At 72.0% G+C, this 17,970-nt stretch carries 13 protein-coding genes; 5 read left to right on the forward strand and 8 right to left on the reverse strand.

Features of this window, described 5'->3' with window-relative positions; translation table 11 throughout:
- Positions 1-390: 390 nt before the first annotated feature.
- The 3 genes from FHN55_RS18305 to FHN55_RS18315 all read right to left on the reverse strand — a co-directional run bounded on the left by FHN55_RS18305 (position 391) and on the right by FHN55_RS18315 (position 3,254).
- Positions 391-2,148 (reverse strand): hypothetical protein, encoded by a 1,758-nt coding sequence (locus FHN55_RS18305; RefSeq protein WP_139713824.1) that lies wholly within the window; start codon positions 2,146-2,148, stop codon positions 391-393.
- A 175-nt stretch (positions 2,149-2,323) separates the two neighbouring features.
- Positions 2,324-2,896: an antirestriction protein ArdA gene (locus FHN55_RS18310; protein ID WP_139713826.1), complete on the reverse strand. Its 573-nt coding sequence runs from the start codon at positions 2,894-2,896 to the stop codon at positions 2,324-2,326.
- A gap of 103 nt (positions 2,897-2,999) precedes the next feature.
- Positions 3,000-3,254 (reverse strand): hypothetical protein, encoded by a 255-nt coding sequence (locus FHN55_RS18315; protein WP_139713828.1) that lies wholly within the window; start codon positions 3,252-3,254, stop codon positions 3,000-3,002.
- A gap of 772 nt (positions 3,255-4,026) precedes the next feature.
- Between FHN55_RS18315 and FHN55_RS18320 the strand changes: the two genes are divergently transcribed.
- Positions 4,027-4,386 carry a YolD-like family protein gene (locus FHN55_RS18320; protein ID WP_139713830.1) on the forward strand — a complete coding sequence of 120 codons (360 nt, stop codon included), beginning with the start codon at positions 4,027-4,029 and terminating at the stop codon, positions 4,384-4,386.
- 487 nt (positions 4,387-4,873) lie between these two features.
- Complete coding sequence (locus FHN55_RS18325) at positions 4,874-5,149, forward strand: hypothetical protein (protein WP_139713832.1); 276 nt, start codon at positions 4,874-4,876, stop codon at positions 5,147-5,149.
- Between the two features lie 4 nt (positions 5,150-5,153).
- Here the strand turns inward: FHN55_RS18325 and FHN55_RS18330 are convergent, their stop codons facing one another.
- The 5 genes from FHN55_RS18330 to FHN55_RS18360 all read right to left on the reverse strand — a co-directional run bounded on the left by FHN55_RS18330 (position 5,154) and on the right by FHN55_RS18360 (position 15,505).
- Positions 5,154-5,732, reverse strand: a complete 579-nt coding sequence (locus FHN55_RS18330) for a hypothetical protein (protein WP_139713833.1) — start codon at positions 5,730-5,732, stop codon at positions 5,154-5,156.
- Positions 5,729-6,646: a glycoside hydrolase family 6 protein gene (locus FHN55_RS18335; RefSeq protein WP_180357940.1), complete on the reverse strand. Its 918-nt coding sequence runs from the start codon at positions 6,644-6,646 to the stop codon at positions 5,729-5,731. The genes FHN55_RS18330 and FHN55_RS18335 overlap by 4 nt, the downstream gene beginning before the upstream one ends.
- 195 nt (positions 6,647-6,841) lie before the next feature.
- The gene (locus FHN55_RS18340) at positions 6,842-10,717 is read right to left on the reverse strand and encodes a glycosyl hydrolase (RefSeq protein WP_180357941.1); all 3,876 of its coding nucleotides are present in this window, start codon (positions 10,715-10,717) and stop codon (positions 6,842-6,844) included.
- Between the two features lie 7 nt (positions 10,718-10,724).
- Positions 10,725-14,639, reverse strand: coding sequence for a LysM peptidoglycan-binding domain-containing protein (locus FHN55_RS24185; RefSeq protein WP_139713842.1), 3,915 nt, complete (start codon positions 14,637-14,639; stop codon positions 10,725-10,727).
- Positions 14,640-14,665: 26 nt separating this feature from the next.
- Positions 14,666-15,505: a hypothetical protein gene (locus tag FHN55_RS18360; protein WP_139713844.1), complete on the reverse strand. Its 840-nt coding sequence runs from the start codon at positions 15,503-15,505 to the stop codon at positions 14,666-14,668.
- A gap of 910 nt (positions 15,506-16,415) precedes the next feature.
- Between FHN55_RS18360 and FHN55_RS18365 the strand changes: the two genes are divergently transcribed.
- Genes FHN55_RS18365 through FHN55_RS18375 form a run of 3 tightly spaced genes read left to right on the forward strand, consistent with a single transcriptional unit; the run spans position 16,416 to position 17,934 of the window.
- Complete coding sequence (locus tag FHN55_RS18365) at positions 16,416-16,616, forward strand: hypothetical protein (protein WP_139713847.1); 201 nt, start codon at positions 16,416-16,418, stop codon at positions 16,614-16,616.
- A gap of 27 nt (positions 16,617-16,643) precedes the next feature.
- Positions 16,644-17,492: a type IV secretion system protein gene (locus FHN55_RS18370; protein WP_139713848.1), complete on the forward strand. Its 849-nt coding sequence runs from the start codon at positions 16,644-16,646 to the stop codon at positions 17,490-17,492.
- A 1-nt stretch (position 17,493) separates the two neighbouring features.
- On the forward strand, positions 17,494-17,934 hold the full coding sequence (locus tag FHN55_RS18375; RefSeq protein WP_180357942.1) for a PrgI family protein: 441 nt from the start codon (positions 17,494-17,496) through the stop codon (positions 17,932-17,934).
- Positions 17,935-17,970: the final 36 nt, after the last annotated feature.

Below are 17,970 nucleotides of genomic sequence, written 5' to 3' on the forward strand. Positions count from 1 at the left end.
CCGACCTCGGGAGTCCGACCCAACCTAGCGTGCCATCCAGCGCGCAGCATCGACTCCGTCAAGACGTTGCAAGTCTTCGTCGTCGAGCTAGCCGGCGTCGGTGTTCGCCTGCTCAGGGCCTATGAGGCTTCGTGGCGTGGACCAAGGCCGAGGCGCTCCCTGCTGGCGATGGTGGTGGTGCGCGGGGTGACGGTGCTGAGCCAGCCGCGGTGGTGAGGTGTCGTCAGGCGCTGCCGCCGGGGCTCGATGCCCCGGCGGCAGCGGTGCCGTGCCGCTCGGTGGTGGGGGGCTGGGGTCTTGGCGGGTGGCGGTGGGTGGCCGCCGGGGGTGGTGCCCGGCTCGGGCCGCCCCGGGGGCGGTGCGGGTGGGCACCGCCCCCGGGGGCTGGCGTCAGGCGGCTGCGGGTGCCTGCCCGTCAGCGGGCTGGCCGTCGGACTGGTGGTCGTGCGCGTCCTCCTGCGCGTCGTCGAGGGCCGGGGCCTGATCGGCCACATCGCCCGCGGCGGCGTCGGCGGCCTCGTCGGCGGTGGGCTGCTCCCCGCACGCCAGGCGCTCTACGTCCGAGCGCTCGTAGCCCCATCCGGCCAGTGCCGTCAGCAGCAGCCGCGTCGTCGGGTCCTCGCTGCGCCAGTGGTTGCGGTCGGTGTTGGCCTCGCACGCTGCGACGCAGGTGCCTAGGGCGATGACCAGGGCGCGGGCCTCAGTGGTCTTGGCCAGCGCGGCGGCGGCCTTGGCGGCGCCCGCGTGCCAGCGCCCCGAGGGGAGGGAGGCGCCCCCCATCAGGTTCCCCGACAGGCTGTTGGCGTTGTGGTGGCCCAGGACTGAGGCGTGCTGGGCGGCCACGGTGGCGATGAACGCTGCCGCCCCCTTCGGCGCCGTCTTGCGGGACAGCAGCGTCGAGCGGATCCAGTCGCGCCGGACCGGCTCGGCCACCCGCCACGCGGTGTTGTTGGCGATCACCCGGCGCCGCTCGGCGCGCTGGGCGGCCTTCTCGGCTTCGGCATCGACCGGTGACGCGCTGCTGGTCGTGGTGCGGGCGGGGGAGCGGGTGGGGTCGGTGTGGCCGTGGGCCTCGGGGTCGGTGCAGGCCCAGGTCAGCGCCCACACCTGCAGCCGCTGGCGCTCGTCGTCGTCCTCGTCGTCCTCGTCGTCGACGGACTCACCCGCGTCCTGAGCCTCGGCCTGGCCGTCCTGCTGGCTGTCCTGCTGGCCGTCCTGCTCGTCGGCCTGCTCGTCGGCCTGCTCGTCGGCCTGCTCGACCTCCTCCTCGGCCAGGGCCGACAGGTCCATGCGCTCGGGGCCGTCGATCACCGTCCATGCGTTGGTCAGGTAGACCGCCCGACCCGGGCAGGCCCGGTGCTCGGCGGGGGTGATGCGCGCCCCGTCCTGACGCAGCCGGGCCAGCGGTGCGGGCTTGTCCTGCCACGAAGGGCGCTCGATGACCGGGACGCCGCGCTCAGCCAGGACCGCCAGCGCTGCGCGCTTGCCCTGGGCCATGGCGCGGTTCTCCCGCTCGGTGGCGGCGACGTGGGCGAAGCGTCCCGGGCTGCTCTGCGCGGCGGCGTAGAGCCGCTGGGCGGCGTCGAGGTCGTCCTCGAACTCGGCTAGCACCGCGACCTGCGTCAGGTCTAGGTCGGGCGTCTTGGCCAGGGCGTGCCGGGCCACCTCAGAGCCAGCCACCGCCACGGCGGCGGCGGTGTAGGCCGGGCTGGTGTGGGTGCGCGCTGCGATCTGCTCGCTGCTCAGGCCCAGCAGGGCCATCTGCGCGACGGCGGCGACCTTGTCGGTGGCCGACAGGCCCTCGCGGTGCTCGTTCTCGGCCCACTGAACGGCCAGGCGGTCCAGAGCGGCAGCTGCTGCCTCGGGGTCGTCGGCCTGGCCGCTGGCCCGGGCCACGATGACCGGCAGGAGCCGGTCGGTCGCCATGCAGGCGGCGGCGCGGCGGTAGCCGTAGCGCAGCCGGACCTTGCCGTCCTCGGTGAGGATGCCGCGTGCGGGGGTCAGGACGCCGTGCTCGCGCACGGAGGCGATCAGCGTCTCGTCGGCGTCGCGGGCGGTGATGTTGCGGTCCAGCAGCAGGGTGTGGGGGTCCAGGTGCTGCAGCGTCTCGGTGACCTGCTCGCTGTGCTGGGCGGTGTTCGTGTCCACGAAAGCTCTCCTTTGTGTGGGAGGTGAGGCTTGGTGCCTTTCCTCTTGGCTGTGTTTTAGCCCCCCTCCTCGGCGCCTGTCTACTTTTCCCGCCTCAATTTTCCTTGCATTTGGCCGACCCAGGAGCGGGCCGGGGGTATTTTTGGCCCCCGACCCGCGCTGGGCTCCGTAAGGGTCAGTGAGAGCGAAATACCGCGACATTCCCGTGGGGCAGGAGGATGGAGAACATGACGTCAGAGAACATGGTGCAGGCGTAGGCGTCGATGTCGACGTAGGACGCGAAGGGCTCGGGTACAGCAGCGCCTGTGGCGATGTGCTGCTCTTTGAGGTCTTCGAGCCATGAGCCCGCGTAATCGCGTTCGGAGTCCCACATGCCCGCGTAGTTCTCGATGAATGTGGACAGGTGCTCGGCGGTGGTCTCGACGTTCTGGTGGGAGCAGTAGGCGGCGAACAGGTCCGGGTCGATGCCTGCGGCGCGGACTGCGGCGACGGCCTCGCTGGCGTCGTCGGCGGCGTCGGCGGTGGCACTGGCGCTGGCGCTGGCGCTGGCTGCGGGGTAGTACACCGGGCAGTCCGTCCGTCCACACACGTTGTGGGCGGCGAGGGTCCTGGCCAGCACCGGAATGCACCGGGCCGGGGGAGTGCCGGGGTGCCAGCCGGGTCCGTGGTCGGGGTTGGTGCAGTCCTGGCGGGTGTCGAACGGGGTAGCGGCCGGGGTGGCTCTGTGGGCGTGTGTAGAGGTGCCCATGGGCTCTCCTGGGCTTAGGGCGGGTGGCGTGGGGGATAGCTGCTGCCTGCTCCGAAACCGGGTGGCGACGGCCAGGAGGGCTGTCCTGGCCGCCGCTGGGGGCTTAGGCGGCGGCGCTGAGCAGGACCCGGAAGCGCTCCCCGTTGGACAGGAAGTGGGTGCTGGACTGGACCCCGTCGTGGGTGTAGGCGTCGACCTCGACAGCCTCGATGAACGCCCAGCGGCTGCCGGCGAAGGCGACGATCATCTGAGAGACGATTTCCAGTGGCGCTTTCTGCAGGCCGCTGCGGATGTGGCCCTGGGCGATGGGGGCTGCGCCGACCTTTAGCGCGTCGGAGATTTCGTAGTTGAATCCCATGCAGTGTGTCCCTTGGCGGGGAGGGTGTGCCTTGATGGCTTCCCTTGTGCTTTTATTCTATGTGGTGCGGGCTGTTATCGGCAAGCCATCGGGGCCCTTCTCGCCGCCTATTTCAGGGCCTTGGTTAGGGCGTCTCGACTTTATTGGCACCTGGGTCTGGGGGTGTCTATGCGTGAAGCCTGGGGGTGCCTGCTGGCCTTTTTGTGGTGCGCTTTCTTGGCTTCTCGAGCGGGGCTGTGTGTGGCTTTTCGGATGGTGGGTGGTGTGGGTGCGAGCCGCTGTGCGGGTCTGTGGCGGGCTGGGACCGGGAGCCCCGTGGGCTCAGCCGGGCGGGCTCGGCGGTGCCCGTGGCGGGCCACCTGGCCCCGGCAGAACCCCTCCCCGCCTCTGGGCCTGTCCGTCGGTGAGGGACCACACCAGCTGCGGCGCCTGGTGGGAGCCGGGACGCGCCCCGGGCCTCGCGCACTGCCTCGCGCGGTGAGGCAGCCCCGGCACGCACCGTGCTTACGCCGCTGCACCATCCTGCGACGCCGGCATCTCTGCTCCCCACGGCTCACGCGCGACAGGGGGACGCCGGCCTGGTCGTGCAGTGCCACCGCGGGCGCCGCGCACCCACGGTGGTGGCCACCGGCAAGTCGTGGCCACCTGGGGGATGGCGGAGGCCCCACGGGCCACCGCGACGTCGACGTCGTTCGCCTCCCGGTCGCCCACCCACCGCGAAACTACAGACGAACACGTGTCTCAGGCGCTGCGAGCCAAGTTCCTACTCCCGATGCCCGCGAACAGCATCAAGCCCGGCGCCACCGTCCAGCCCACCGTCCGGGCCCGCGGCGGGACCTACTGCTACGACCACCCCGTCCACGTCCGCATCCAGTGGGACAACGGCGACCTGGAGGAGGTCTGGGGGACGGTGACGGAGTGGAACGAGGAGGCGATGAGGGTGCACCTGAACCGCCATGGCGAGGGCTGGTACTGGTTCGCCCGCGCTGACGTGCGTCCCTGCACCGCCACCGAGCTCCCCCCGGACTGGACCGGCGTGCGCTCCCTGGGCCCCTCCCTGGGTCCGCTGATGCCCACGCCGGCTGACCGGACCCGTGACGGCCCGATCAGCCCTGGTGGGGTGCTCAGCTGATGCGTTGCGCCAGCTGTGAGCACGTCTAGCACGCCGGGGCCTGTGAGAGGGCAGTGCTGGTGGAACGTTCGATCAACGGCCACGTCTACGAGACGTTCGTGCGGTGCGAGTGCGCGGGACCAGAGCCCCTGGCGCCTGGCCTCGCCTGAGGCGGATCAGCCATCTCCGAAGACGTAGCCATTGGCGCAGCCGGGGCGCGGCTCCCGGGGCGCGTCCCGGCCTGGTCGGAGCGCTGCACGTCAGGTGGTCCCTCACCGCAAAGCAAGCCCTGAGGCGGGGAGCGGTCGCGGGGGGGAGAAAGGTGGCCCGCCACGGTCGCCACCGTGCTCGAGCACCTGGCGCACGGGGCCCTGGCGCCTGGTCACCGTGATGCCGGTGGCGCCCGCACCGCTGACGGCTGGGACCGTCACGGTGCTGCCAAGGGTGCTCGCCGTCGCTGACGGCGTGTCACCCTGCGTGTCGCTGGCTGGTCTGCCGATGCAGCGCCATGGCCGCGCGCACCCTCGCCCTGACTGCTGACATCCGCTGCCTGCTGGCCGGGGTGGCGGCCCTGCTCGCCGGGGGCCTGGCGTTCGTGCTCGTGGCGCTGCTGGCTGTGATCCTGCCCGCGGTCAGCGGCGCCTGGTTGGCGCTGCCGTGCGCGGTGATGCTGATGGGCGTCGGCGCGGCCGGCGCCTGGCTGATCTTCGGCGAGGGCGCGCGGCGCTTCGACGCGGCAGTCGTGGTCGACCAGGACTGGCACTGGGGGTCGGCGTCGCGCTGAGCGCTCAGGACCTCGTACCAGGAGGGTCCGTCGACGGGGGCGCCGTGCCGCCGCGGTGCTCGGCCAGCAGCCGCGGTGCCTCCTGCATGAGCTGGCTGTGGGCGCGCAGCAGCCTCGCATTGACCGCGCCGCTGCGGGTGCACAGGTAGGGCACGCCGATGGTGGAGGGGTCTCGGACCAGGCGCAGGTACTCCAGACCCGCCTCGATCTCCTCCACCTCGGCGTCGGTGCCCAGGAAGTAGGCCGGTGTGAGCCCGTAGCAGTCCGCCAACGTCGTCAACTGCACCGCCGTCAGGTCCACGGTGGCGCCGTTGTCACCGGCTAGGACGCGGTGCAGCAGGTCCGCGGGGATGACTCCGTCGGCGCGCAGCGCCGCGGTGTCCCGCTCGATCTCTGCGGGGGTCTTGGGCGCCTCCTTCAGGGAGCGGACGGTGTCGACGACGGTCCGCACCCGCGCGCCCAGTGGTGCCGGGGCTGGCGCGGGCCGCTCACGCCCCATGGAAGGCGCAGCCATGAGGCGCGCCGCGGGCTGGGTGCGCGCGGCGGGGCCTCGCCGCCGCAGCGCTCCCAGCCACGGGCTCACTGCTGCTCCTCGGTCCGAGTGGCTGGCTGACCGGGCTGACCGGGCTGAGCGGACGCGGCGTCGGCCAGGTCGATGGCGTACTGCGGCATCCACGTGCCCGCCGGCGGGTCGCCGCGGTCGCACTCCCCGTCGCTCTGCCCGACCTGCTTGACCCACAACAGCGCGTCATTGTGGGGCGCCGCGGGATCGTTCGGGCTCGTCGTGGGGGTCTGCCCCAGGGCGCGCCCGGCGGGGTTGCACCAGGCCAGGTTGCCGGTGGCGGGGCCGTTGCCGTTGCGGCTGGTGTCGATGACGTACCCGACCCCGCCGAGCTTGACGCTCAGGGCCTCCCCGTAAGCCTGCTCGTCGGAGGTGCGGTTGAAGTTGGAGGTGTTCAGCGCCACTCCGGCGGCGTTCTCGAGCCCGACGGCCTGCACGCGGGCGGCCATGGTGTCGGCGTCGACCCACCCGGAGTTGCCGGCGTCCAGGTAGGACGTCGCGCCGGTGCCCGCCAGGATGGCGAGCGCGTCGCGGAGCATCCCGGTGCGCTCATCGCCTCCGCCGACCTGGTCTATCTGTGCCAGGGCGTCGGGCTCGACGATGACGATGGCGCGCCGGTTCCCGATGCCGTCGGCGACGGCCTGCACCCACGCCATGTAGGCGCCCGCGTTGGCCGCGCCTCCGGCGGAGAAGCCGCCGGCGTCCTTGTCAGGGATGGCGTACAGCACTAGCACGGGGGCCTGTCCGGCGGCGGTAGCGGCGGTGGTGACCTGCTCGGCGCGGGCACGGGCCTGCTCCGCGCTCATCCAGTCGCCCAGCCAGACGGCGTTGGGGGTCTGCGCGATCCGGGCCAGGGCGGCAGCGCCGGGACCGTCCTGGCCGCGCTGGGCCAGCTCGCGGGCGGCGTCGCTGTCGGGGTCGGCCCACAGCTGCACCCCGGCCAGCGGGTTGCTGCCGCTAGCGGCGGCAGGGGTGGCCTGAGCCGCGGCAGCCCGCGTGCCCGTCGAGGTGCTGCTCGACGTCGTCGCCCGCGCGCCCGACGGCGTGCTGGTCGGCGTGCTGGTCGAGGGGCCCGTCTCAGGTCTCGGGGTGGGCGACGGGGTGCTCTGCGGCGCGGGGTCCGCTGATCTTCAAGTGTCGCCCTCGCCGGTGCGGTCCTCGAACCCGGCGGTGGCGTTGACATCGCCTGACTGCTCGGCATCGCCGTCGCCACCGCTCTGGCCAGCATCCTCGGCGACCTGCTGCTCGTCCTCGGCGGGCGCCTGGTCGCGGCTGGCCGCAGTGACCGCCGTCGCGCCGGAGCTTTCGCCGCCGCCGTTGGCGGCGGGTCGGGAGAACACCTCGCGGTAGGCCTCCGCGGACTGCGGCATCCGTGTCCCGTTGAAGAGGCGGAAGTTGTCGTTGTTGCGGTCGACGTTGAACATCACCTCGTACAGGAGCTGGCCGGGGCCGCTACCAGCGTTCTCCGCGAACCAGGTGCCGATCCCGGTGATGAACGCAGGGTCGTCGCCCTGCTCAGCGCGCCCGGACCACTCAGGCACCGCCAGCGGCACGCCCCACTCCCGGGCCTGCGCGGCGTAGGCGTTCAGGCCGATCGGGATGCCGTCGTCCCCGGTGACGTCTAGGCCGCTGGCCCACTCCTCGGCGGAGTCGTAGCGCTTGGGCGAACCGTTGTACATGTCGACCCCGAGCACGTCGACCTGGTCAGCACCGGGCCAGGACTTGCGCCAGTCCAGCCCGCCGGTGGAGTTGACGTTCGGGTTGTAGACCAGCTTGGCGGAGGGGAAGACCTCCTGCTGGATGGCGCGGTAGCGCGCCCAGGCGGTCTTGAAGTTTTCTTCCTGGCCGGGGGCGACGGACCAGGGGTACCAGGTGCCGTTGAACTCGTGGAAGGGCCGGATGTAGGTGGTCCCCTTGCCCTGGCGGTAGCTGGCGGCCTTGGTCAGGCCCTCACGCCAGCGGTCGTCGTAGGCGCCGCTGGCGGCCGCGGCCCAGGTGTCGCCGTCGTTGAAGCCACCGGGGGCCAGGTCCAAGGGCTTGTCCCAGTCTCCGAACTCCTCTCCGGGGGAGAGGTTCCACATCTGGGTCTGGGCGTCGCCGGTGTCCTGCCAGGTGCCGGCGATCTGGACGGGCTTGCCGCGCCACTGGCCCAAGGAACCGTCCACGACGCCGTCTCCAGCGGCTCCGGAGAGCCAGCCGCCGGCGCTGTCGGCGGCGACCGTCCCAGCGGTCCTGGCGCCAGCGGTCGGCCCGCCGGCCTCAGAGGTGAACCGCTGCGTGGTGGTGGGCTGCTCGGTCGTGCTCGAGGTGGTAGCTGCGCTGTCCTCGGCCTGCCCGTCCTCCTGCTCGTCCACTCGCTCGTCCTGGGCCTGGTCGCGCTGGTCGACGTCGCCCTCGGTGGGCTCGTCGCCTGCGTCCTGCGCGGTCGGCGTCGAGGCGGTGGGCTCCTCGCTCGCCTCGCCGTCGCCCTGCTCGACCTGCTCGCCCTGCTCGGCGGCACTGGTCGCCGGCGCAGGCGCTGCGGCACTCGTCGCCGGCGCAGGCGCTGCGGTGCTGCTGGCGACGCCGTCGGAGTAGGCCTGCTGGTAGGCAGCGGAGGACTCCGGCATCCGCGTGTCCCCGAAGAGCTTGAAGTTGTTGTCGTCCTGGGGTGCGTTGAAGACGATCTCGTAGAGCAGCTGGCCGGGGCCGCTGCCGGCGTTCTGGGCGAACCAGCTGGTCATGCCCTCGACGTAGGCGGCTTCGTCGCCCATCTCCGCGCGTCCGGACCACTCCGGCACCGCCAGCGGCACGCCCCATTCGCGGGCCTGCTCGCTGTAGGCGTTCAGGCCGATGGGGATGCCTCCGTCACCGCGGGCGTTGGCCTGCTCGTTGAACTGGGCGTCGCTGTTGATGGTGGGCCAGCCGTTGTAGGTGTCCACGCCCAGCACGTCGGCGTTGTCCTTGCCGGGCCAGGTGGTGCGCCAGTCCAGGTCGGTGCCTGAGCTGGTGACGTTGACGCCGTAGACGAGCTTCGCCTCAGGGAAGACCTCGCGCTGGATGTCGCGGTAGCGCGCCCAGGCGGTCTTGAAGTCCTCGGCGTCGCCGGGCTGGACCGACCAGTCCCACCCGCCGAGGTTGAACTCGTGGAAGGGGCGGATGTAGGTGGTGCCCGCACCGGCGCGCAGGTCGGCCATCTTGGCCAGGGAGGCGCGCCAGCGGTCGTCGTAGGCCCCGGAGGCGGCGGCCGACCAGGACTCGCCTGCCAGCAGGCCGCCGGGGGCGATGTCCAGGGCGCCGTCAAAGCCGGCCCATTCCCCGCCATCAGCGATGGACCACAGCTCGGTCTGGTTGTCGCCCCGGTCGGCCCAGGTGCCGCCGATGGCGATGGGCTTGCCGCGCCAGGCGCCGAGCTGGCCGTCGTCGGCGCCGTCTCCAGAGGCCCCGGACAGCCACCCACCGCCGGCGGTAGCCGTCGCGGTGGTGGTGGCGTCATTAATGTCGGTGCGCTCAGGTGCCGTGGTGCGGGTCTGCTCCCCGGTGGGTGAGGTCGTCGAGGACGCGGAGCCCAGCTCCTGCTGCTCGTCCTCGTCGTCGGGGACCGGCACAGGGGCCGGCTGCTGCTCGCGGGTGGTGGTGGTCGACGTCGGGCCGGCGGTCGGCTCCGCAGCCGCCTCCGCGGTGGGCTCGGCGGTGGGCTCCGTGCTCGGCTCGGCGGTGGACGTCGAGGCAGGGGCACCGGCCCGCTGGGTCGCGGTGGGCTGCGCCGAGGGAGTCGAGGTCGCTGCGGGGGTCGACGTCGACGCGCTGCTCGCCGTGGCGGTCGCTGTAGGAGCCCCGGTCGGGGCGGCCGACGGGGCGGCCGTGACCTGGCCCTCGCCGGCCGGCAGGGTCGACGTGGCGGAATCGGTGGGGGAGGCGCTCGGGCGCTCGACTCTGTCCGGGTCGGCGGTGATCCCGGCCTGTGCCAGCGCGTCAGCGTTGTCTCCGGCTCGGGTCATTGCGTCGATCGCCTCGTCGAGCTCGGCGTCGTCGGCGGCCGTCCAGGTCGGCTCGTCGCTCTCCTCGCCGTTCGCCTCGACGCTGCCGGCGCTCGGGGAGGCGGACGCCGTCGTCCTGGTCAGCGCGGTTGCGGCCGAGGTTGGCGTCGCAGAGGGCCTGGCGGTGGCGGTGCTCACCGGCGTCGCGTTCGAGGGGACGGAGGCAGCGGGCGTGATCGTCGAAGCACTGGCCCGTCCCGAAGGGGTGGTGCTTGGAGTGGTCGTCGGCGCTGGCGCTGCCACCGCCGGGGCCGCCGAGGCGGTGGGAATCGGCGTCGAGGTGCTGGCCTGCCCTGTGGCGAAGGTGCTGGACGCTGCCGACGGCGCGGCTGTGGTCTGCGCGGGCTGGGCCTCGGTGGCGGTGGGCTCGTTGGTGACCACTGCGGCTTGGCTGTCGCCGTCGACGATAAGCGTGGCCGTGACGGGCCCCTCGGCCTCGATGTGCAAGGTGGCGCGCACTGGGGCCGCTGCGGGGGTGGGGGTCGCGGTCGGAGTGGCCGCAGTCAGCGCGATGTCGGACTGGCGTCGGGGGAGGTGTCCGCTGGCGGCGACACCTGCGGCGATGACCGTGGCGGCCAGCAGCGTCGTCCCACCCACGCGGGCGACCTGTCCGCGGTCGGTCCAGCGCAGCTGCCGCGGTAGAGATGCCTCGCCGCTGGTGATGTCGAAGGCCTCCGTCGAGGCCGAGGGGCCCGAGGCGGCCGGGGGTGTCGGCGTGGTGAGCCCGAAGCTGTCATCGCTGAGGCGAACCGCCCCCTCGGGCGTGACCATCAGCTGGCAGTAGCCCTCGGGGTCGTGGGCGTCCACGCGCACAGCCCTGCCGTGCACGCGAGCCACGTGCTCGGCCACGTACGCCAGGGCCTCTGTTCTCGCGAGCTCCAGGGACGTCGCCTGGACCCGGTGGTGCTCGTTGTCGACCCGGACGATGCCTTGGCCGGTGGGAAAGGCGACGACGGAGACGAGCGGCCAGCTGGGAAGGGTCTTCATGCAGTCCTCACCAAGACAGAGGGACGTCATAGGCGATCTGGCCGGCGCCGGTGCCCGCGTGGCTGGCGACGTAGGTGCGCAGGCCCTGAGCGAACCCGGCGGCGGGTCCGCTCTGGCTGAGGTGGGACCACTCACCGATGACCAGGGGCTTGCCCTGGCTCTCGGCGTGGAGGCGGTGGGCCTCCAGGCCCACCGGGGCGCCGAACCGGTCGCGCTGAAGCAGTCCCGCGACGAAGTCGTCGGGGGAGTGCTCAGCGCCCTCGTCGCTGGCGATGTAGTAGTCCACGCCGAACAGGTCGACGTCGTCTGCGCTGGGGATGGCGTCGGTCCAGGCGGCTCCGAGGCCGTCGGACTGGCGCGCGACACAGAAAACGAGCCGGGCCTCGGGGAAGACCTCGCGCCGCAGGGAGCTGTACAGGCTCCACGCGCGACTGAAGGGGGTCACTTCCTCCTGGCGTACCCGCCAGGGGTGCCAGGGAGCGTTCCATTCATGGGCGAAGCGGATGTAGGTCGATCCTTGGCCCGTACGAAGTTCGCGCAGGTGACTCAGACTGGTCCGCCAGCGGTCCGCGTAGGTCCCCTCGGCGGCGGCCTGCCAGGACTCTCCGTCCTCGATTGCTCCCACAGCGATGTCCAGGTCGCCTGCGTGGGAGTGCAGTGCGCCGCCGGGGCGCAGCGCGGAGAGCTGGATCTGCTCGGTGCTGCTCTCCGCCCATGCACCGACCGGCCGGGTCAGAGAGGTGACCATCGCGCGCAGGGTGGCGGCGGCCGACACGTCGCGGCTACGGCGGAGCTTCTTGGTACTGCCCACCAGCAGGAGGCTGCTGGCGATGCCTCCGGCGAGACCACCAGCGCCGTCGCTCGAGCCCTCGCCTGTGCGCGGCTGAGAGACCGTCGCCATCGTCGAGGTCAGGTCAGCTGCTGGGAGGTCGGTCGGCTCGGCCCATAGCGAGGGGGCCTCACTCGGCTCCGCAGACGGCGTTGCGCTGGACGGGTCGGTCAGCGTCGACGTCGACGCTGCAGTCGGCTCCGCCCGCAGCGAGGGGGCCCCATCCGGCTCCACGGACGGGGAGACGGTCGGCGTGCTCGACGGCTCGACGGTCGGCGTGCTCGACGGCTCGACGGTCGGCGTGCTCGACGGCTCGACGGTCGGCGTGCTCGACGGCTCGACGGTCGACTCGGCAGTCGGCTGCGTCGTCGGCTTCGCGCCCGGGACCACCCCAGGCACAAGGTCCCCGAGGTCAGGCACGCCGGCGCTCGGCTGCGTCGTCGGCTGCGTCGTCGGCTCGCCAGTCGGCTGCGTCGTCGGCTCGCCGGTCGGCTGCGTCGTCGGCCCTGCGCTCGGCTGCGTCGTCGGCTGCGTCGTCGGCTGCGTCGTCGGCTGCGTCGTCGGCTGCGTCGTCGGCTCGCCAGTCGGCTGCGTCGTCGGCCCTGCGCTCGGCTGCGTCGTCGGCTCGCCAGTCGGCTGCGTCGTCGGCTCGCCGGTCGGCTCGCCGGTCGGCTCAGCGCCCGGGACCACCCCAGGCACCAGGTTCCCGAGGTCAGGCAGACCCGGCAGACCCGCACTCGGCTCCGTCGTCGGCTGCGTCGTCGGCTGCGTCGTCGGCCCTGCGCTCGGCGCCGTCGTCGGCTCGCCGGTCGGCTCCGTCGCCGGCTCGCCGGTCGGCTCAGCACCCGGCCCGGTCGTGGGCTCAGCGCCCGGCTCAGGCTGTTCCTCCGGCGCGAGAGCATCTGCGTCGTCCGCAGCAGCGGGCGCATCGGTGACCGGGGGAGCGGTCAGTAGCTTCTGGCCGGCAAGGATGAGGTCGGGGGAGGGCAGCGCGTTCAGTCCAGCCAGCTGCTCGACGCTGGTGCGGGTCCGCTCAGCGATCTCCGTCAGGGTGTCGCCCCGCTTGACCGTGATCTCCTCCCCGGCCGCGGACTGCTCGGGCGCAGCCTCGGCGGCGGGGGCATCGCCATCTGAGGCAGCCGGCTGCTGCTCCGCGGTGTCCGACTCGGCGGCCGCGCGCAGGGCCGGACCCGCCACGACGAGCTCCTGACCGGCCTTGATCTCGTCTGCGGACGGCAGGTCGTTGGCGGCCACCAGGGCGGCGACGCTGGCGCCGACCTGGTCGGCGATGGCTCCCAGGGTTTGTCCGGCGGCCACGACGATCGACCCGTCAGCAGCGGGGGTCATCTGTGCGCGGTGCGGCTCCTCACGGCTGCTCTCCACACGCGGGGTGTCCTGCCGCACCGGCGCGGGGGTGGAGCGCTGCTGGGCTGCCTGCTCCGCGGCCTCCTGCACGGCAGGACCGGCAACGACGAGCCGCTGGCCGGCCTCGATCTCGTCAGCCGAGCGCAGGTCGTTCGCGGCCACCAGGTCCTCGACGCTCTCGCCGACCTGGTCGGCGATGGCGCTGAGGCTGTCCCCGGCCGCCACGGTGATGGACCCGTCAGCCGCGGGGGACGGCGAGGTCGTGCGTCGAGGCTGGTCCGGGTCGGCATTGGCCGGCGCGCTGGTGTCCTGCGGCTCGCGGCGGTCATCGCCAGAGGACGCTGAAGGTGCCGCTGACGGCGCCGAGGACTGGACGGGGGAGGACTCAACAGCGCTCGGCGCCGATGTGGGCGCCTGCTCTCCGGGGGTGCTGACCGGGGCAGTCGGTGCCGTGGGCGCCAGCGCGTCCGGGGTGGTCTGGGGTGCTCCCGAGGACTGCGGAGCCACTTCGGTCTCCTCGCCGCCGCTGCGCGGGGACGCGGTAGTGCGACCACCCGTAGGGCTCTGGCCGCCAGCACTGCCGCCCGCGGAGCCCTCAGGTGCAGTGTTCGCGCTGGATGGGGCCGGGGTGGGCTCGGGGGTGGCGGTAGTGGCACCGGTGGGCTCAGTTCCCAGGCCGAGCACCGTGGTGATGGGGGAGATCGACTGCGGTACTGCCAGGGCGGCGATGACCAGGGCGGCCAGAGCGGAGGTGGAGCCGATCACCAGCAGCTGGTTGCCCCGACCCGCGTGCTTACCCGCCGGTCGCTGGCGGGGGGCCGACTTCTTGCGGGGGCTGGCCGCCATGACCACGGGGACGACCGGGGGCTCCTCGGCGCGAGTTGATGTCGGTGCAGCGCCGTCGGGAACGCGAGTGACGTCTCCGTCCAATCCGACGATGACCTGAGTGGGGTCCGCCGTGGGGTCGATGACGTCGGCGCGTACGGGCCGCCCCAGCGGCACGGCACCGTGCTGGCGGATGTGCTCGAAGGACAGGGCACGCACCGCAGCCATCGACTCCGCCCGCAGGGGCCACTGCTCGGCGTCGATCCTGACGTTGGCTCCGCCGTGCTCCATCAGCATGACCAGCACCAGAGGCCACGTCGGCACATCGTGCGAGGGGTCGTGCACCCCTGCGCCGTTGGGCTCCTCGACCTGGCGGTCCTCGTCGAAGGGGTCGTACTGGCCCTCGGGTGCGCCTTCCTCACCTGCCGCCTCAGGCAGGGTCGCCAGCACAGCCAGCGGCACCTCGCCGTGCGCCGAGACGCGCAGGGGCTCCACGGTGCCGCACTGCGAGCAGCTGGCCGCGATGACCTCCTGCTCCTCCCCACAGGCACGGCAGGGCCCGGTGAACTGCGCGAGGTCTTCATCGCCGGTGATGGTCCCCTCGGAGCTGGGGACCTCCACCACGCCGTCGGGGCGGACCGCCAGGTCACGGGTGTCCGTGGCGCCCGTGGCATCGGTGACGCGTAGCAGGACCGGACGTCCCAGCTGAGCGGCGATGACGGCCGCGACGGCGATGACGCCGGCGCGCAGACCCGCGTCGGTGGGAGCACCACAGGTCAGCACCGACTCCCCGATGTCCAGGGTTCCGGTGTGGACCTGGCCGGAGTCGACCTCTGTGCCGTCGAGGCTGTCGCCAGCGGCGACGAACTCCAGCCGCGGCTTAGGGTCGACGGTCTGGTGCATGGGCGTGCTGCCCCCTTCGGTTGTGCTCACAGGCCACGCGCGACGGCAGCACCAGCAGAGAGCCAGGCGCGTCGGGTGGCCGGGCGCAGGGCGTCCAGCCGGAGCTGGCCCTCGACCATGGCCGGGTCGAACGGGATGGTGACGACGGTGCGGGCCTGCTTGGCGAAGCCACCGGCGACCCGCTGCAGGTCCGCCTTGGTGGCGTTGCGGTCAGCCTGGCTGACGATGACGACGGCGTTGCTGGCCAGCTGAGCGCGGTGCGGGTCGCGCTGGGCGAGGGTGTGCAGCAGCAGCGATGCGACCTCGGCGTGGTCGTCGCGGGTGGTGGTGACGACCACCAGCTGGGCGGTGTGGTCGACCATGCGCCGCCACATCGGGTCGGACTCGTCGTTGCCGGAGTCCATCACGATCAGCCGGTTGTACTTGCTGGCGACCTCGTGGATCGCGCTGACGTCCTCCGGACTGATCCGCTGCTCATCGGCCAGCAGCATCGGCTGGGCGCGCAGGACCGCGTAGCGGTCCTGGGTCTGGTGGTGGACGAAGGAGGCCAGGTCTCCAACTTGCGCCTGGCGCTCCAGCAGTGAGGGGACGGCGGGCAGCAGGTCCATCAGCGTGGCGTCGTGGAAGCCTTGCTCGGTACGCCAGCCCAGGGTGCCGCGGGTCTGGTTGTTCTCCCACGTCAGCACCCCCGTGCCGCCGTAGCGGGCAAAGACGGCTGAGAGCAGCGCGGCGGTGGTCGACTTCGAGCTGCCGCCCTTGGAGTTGACCACCGAAACCGTCCGCGGCCCTCGCCAGTGAGCGGCGACGGCGGCGATGTCGGCGCGCTCGGCGGCCTCACGCGGTCCGGGTGCCTGGGGCAGGCCCATCCGGGTCAGCAGTCCGCGCCAGCCCTGGGTGGCCGGGCTCCGGTCACTGTCCGGGCGCAGGAAGGAGGAACGGTCCTCCGTCGAGGGGGCCGCAGCGGGCTGCGCGACCTGGTGTGTGGCTGACCGTGCAGGCGGCTGCGCGGCCGACTGCGCAGCCGGGCGGGTAGAGGAGGACAAACCCGGTTCAGCCGTGGATTGGATGGCCGGGCGAGACCCGTGCGCTCGGGGCGCCGTCGCGTCAGGCCGGTCGGCGAGCTCGATCGGGCGACCTGGGCCCTCACGCTGGGCGCTGGGCGCTGCTGCGGCAGGGCGTTGCTGAGTCAAGTCTGCAGCGCGGGCCAGGGAGACCGCCCGCGGGGACATCCGCGGGGTCGTCTCGATGCTCGGGTCGTTGGACTCGGCTGGTCCCCCGGCGTACTGCGGGCTGGCCATCGTCTACTCCCAGGCTAGGCCGATCGTCGTGTGATCCTACCTAGAACAAGTACCGGTGACTCAACTGACATAGACAGGCGCGGGCTGCCGTCCCGGGGCCACGTCGCCTCCGAGGTCGACCCACGGTCCCGAGCGTCCAACGGGGCTGCCACCTGCGCTGGTTCGTCATCCGGGGCCAACACCGCGTCTTCGATCCTGCTCAAATGGGGTCAATGCGGCGCCCGTGACGTGAGTGATCTCGCCTCCCCGGGTCTCATGAAGGGTCGGGAGCCACTCGAGGGAGGGGTTGCCGATGCCCCGCCCTGGCCCCCGAGTAGTGCCCCCAGTACGCAGGCTGGGCCGCTATGGTTTTCCTACAGAAACGGTCCAACGGAAGGACGGTCGTGGAGAGCTTGCTTGATCGACTCTCTCGGCTACCGGTCAGCGTCATCGCTGACCATCTCCCCGAGGCCTTCGGCAGCAGGGAGGCCTGACCGGCATGCTCACCACCGTCCTGAACCTGATCGTGCAGTTCGTGACCGTGGGCGGCGGCCTGTGGCTCGTCTGGGGCGTCATCGTCCTGGCGGGGGGCCTGCGCAACCAGGAAGGTCCCCAGATCCAGTCCGGCATCTGGCAGGTCGTCGGCGGCGGGCTGATCATCGCGGCGGCTCAGCTGTTCAACACCATCGCTGTGCCCTGACGCCCCAGGCATCACCCGGAGGCGCCCGTGGACCAGTTCATCATCGCCATGCTCAACACCCTGTCCCAGGGTGCTAGCGCCGGGACCACCGATGACCTGCTGCTGAACCCTGCGGCCTACAACGCCACGCTGTACCAGGCCGCCGTCGACCTGCACCAGGCGGCGGTCGTCCCCATCACTGCACTGGTCCTGGCGATCATCGCCGTCCTGGAGTTGGGCAGCAACGCCGCTCGCATGGACTCCGGTGACGGCCAGATGGGCGTCCGCCAGATCACGGTCACCCTGATCAAAGTCGCCATCCTGCTGACCATCACCTCACAGGCCACGCTGTTGCTGGGCGGCATCGACGAGGTCGTCACCCGCATCGCCAACAGCGCCAACGGCCTCAACGTCGGCGCCGGCACTCCCACGACTCCCCTGGGCGACCAGCTGACCGACCAGGTCGAGTCGCTCGGCATCACCGACCAGCTCACCGTGCTGATCATCCTGCTGATCCCGTGGCTGGCCGTCGCCATCATCTCCGGAGTTGTGATCGCCATGATCTTCGTCCGGTTCTTGCAGCTCTACCTCATGACGACTTTCGCCTCGCTGCCCATGGCCTTCTGGGGGCACCAGGAGACCAAGAGCATCGGCACCAACTACGTCCGCGCCTACGCCGCCATCGCGCTGCACGGCGCCGTGCTCATCATCGCCATCAAGCTCTACCAGGCCTCGATCGGCGCTCGCCTGACCCAAGGGATCACTGTGGCGCCCGACACCGACGTCTTCGCCCTGGTCACCGACAACATCGGCCAGTTCTTCCTGGGCCCGCTCATCCTCGGCCTGCTGCTGTTCGGGTCGGTCAAGGTCAGCCGCGCCGTCGTCGGGGAGGCCTGAGGTGGCACTTGAGGTCAAGGTCTACCGCGACATCCGCGCCTACGAGGCGAAGGTCCTCTTCGGGTGCTCTTGGCGCCAGCTGGCCGTGGTGGCGTGCGCGTTGCCGGTCATGGCGCTGTTCACCTGGCTGCTGTGGGGCACCGGTGCCAACGGCTACCTGCTCTGGCCGGTCCTGGTCCCCGTCGTAGCCGTGGGCTGGTGGAGGCCCAGAGGGCTCAAGCCCGAGCGGTTCATGCCTTACGTCTTCGAGCGTTTCGTGGGAAAGAAGGTGCTGGTCCATGAGTCCGGTGATGCGCAGATCGAAGAGGAACGACGTCGCCAGCGAGACTCCCAGCGCCCCGACGTCGCCGAACTCGAAGGACGGGGCCTCCCTGCCCGGGCGCTGGGCCCGAGCCGCCCCGAGCCCCAGCGTCAGCCCCGCGGGCTTCGGCGCTCGGCGTAAGCCCTCCGCCCTCTCAGACGGCTCCGCGACCAGCAC

The organism is Streptomyces sp. NP160 (assembly GCF_006335115.1).
In the GTDB taxonomy this organism is placed as follows: domain Bacteria; phylum Actinomycetota; class Actinomycetes; order Actinomycetales; family Quadrisphaeraceae; genus Quadrisphaera.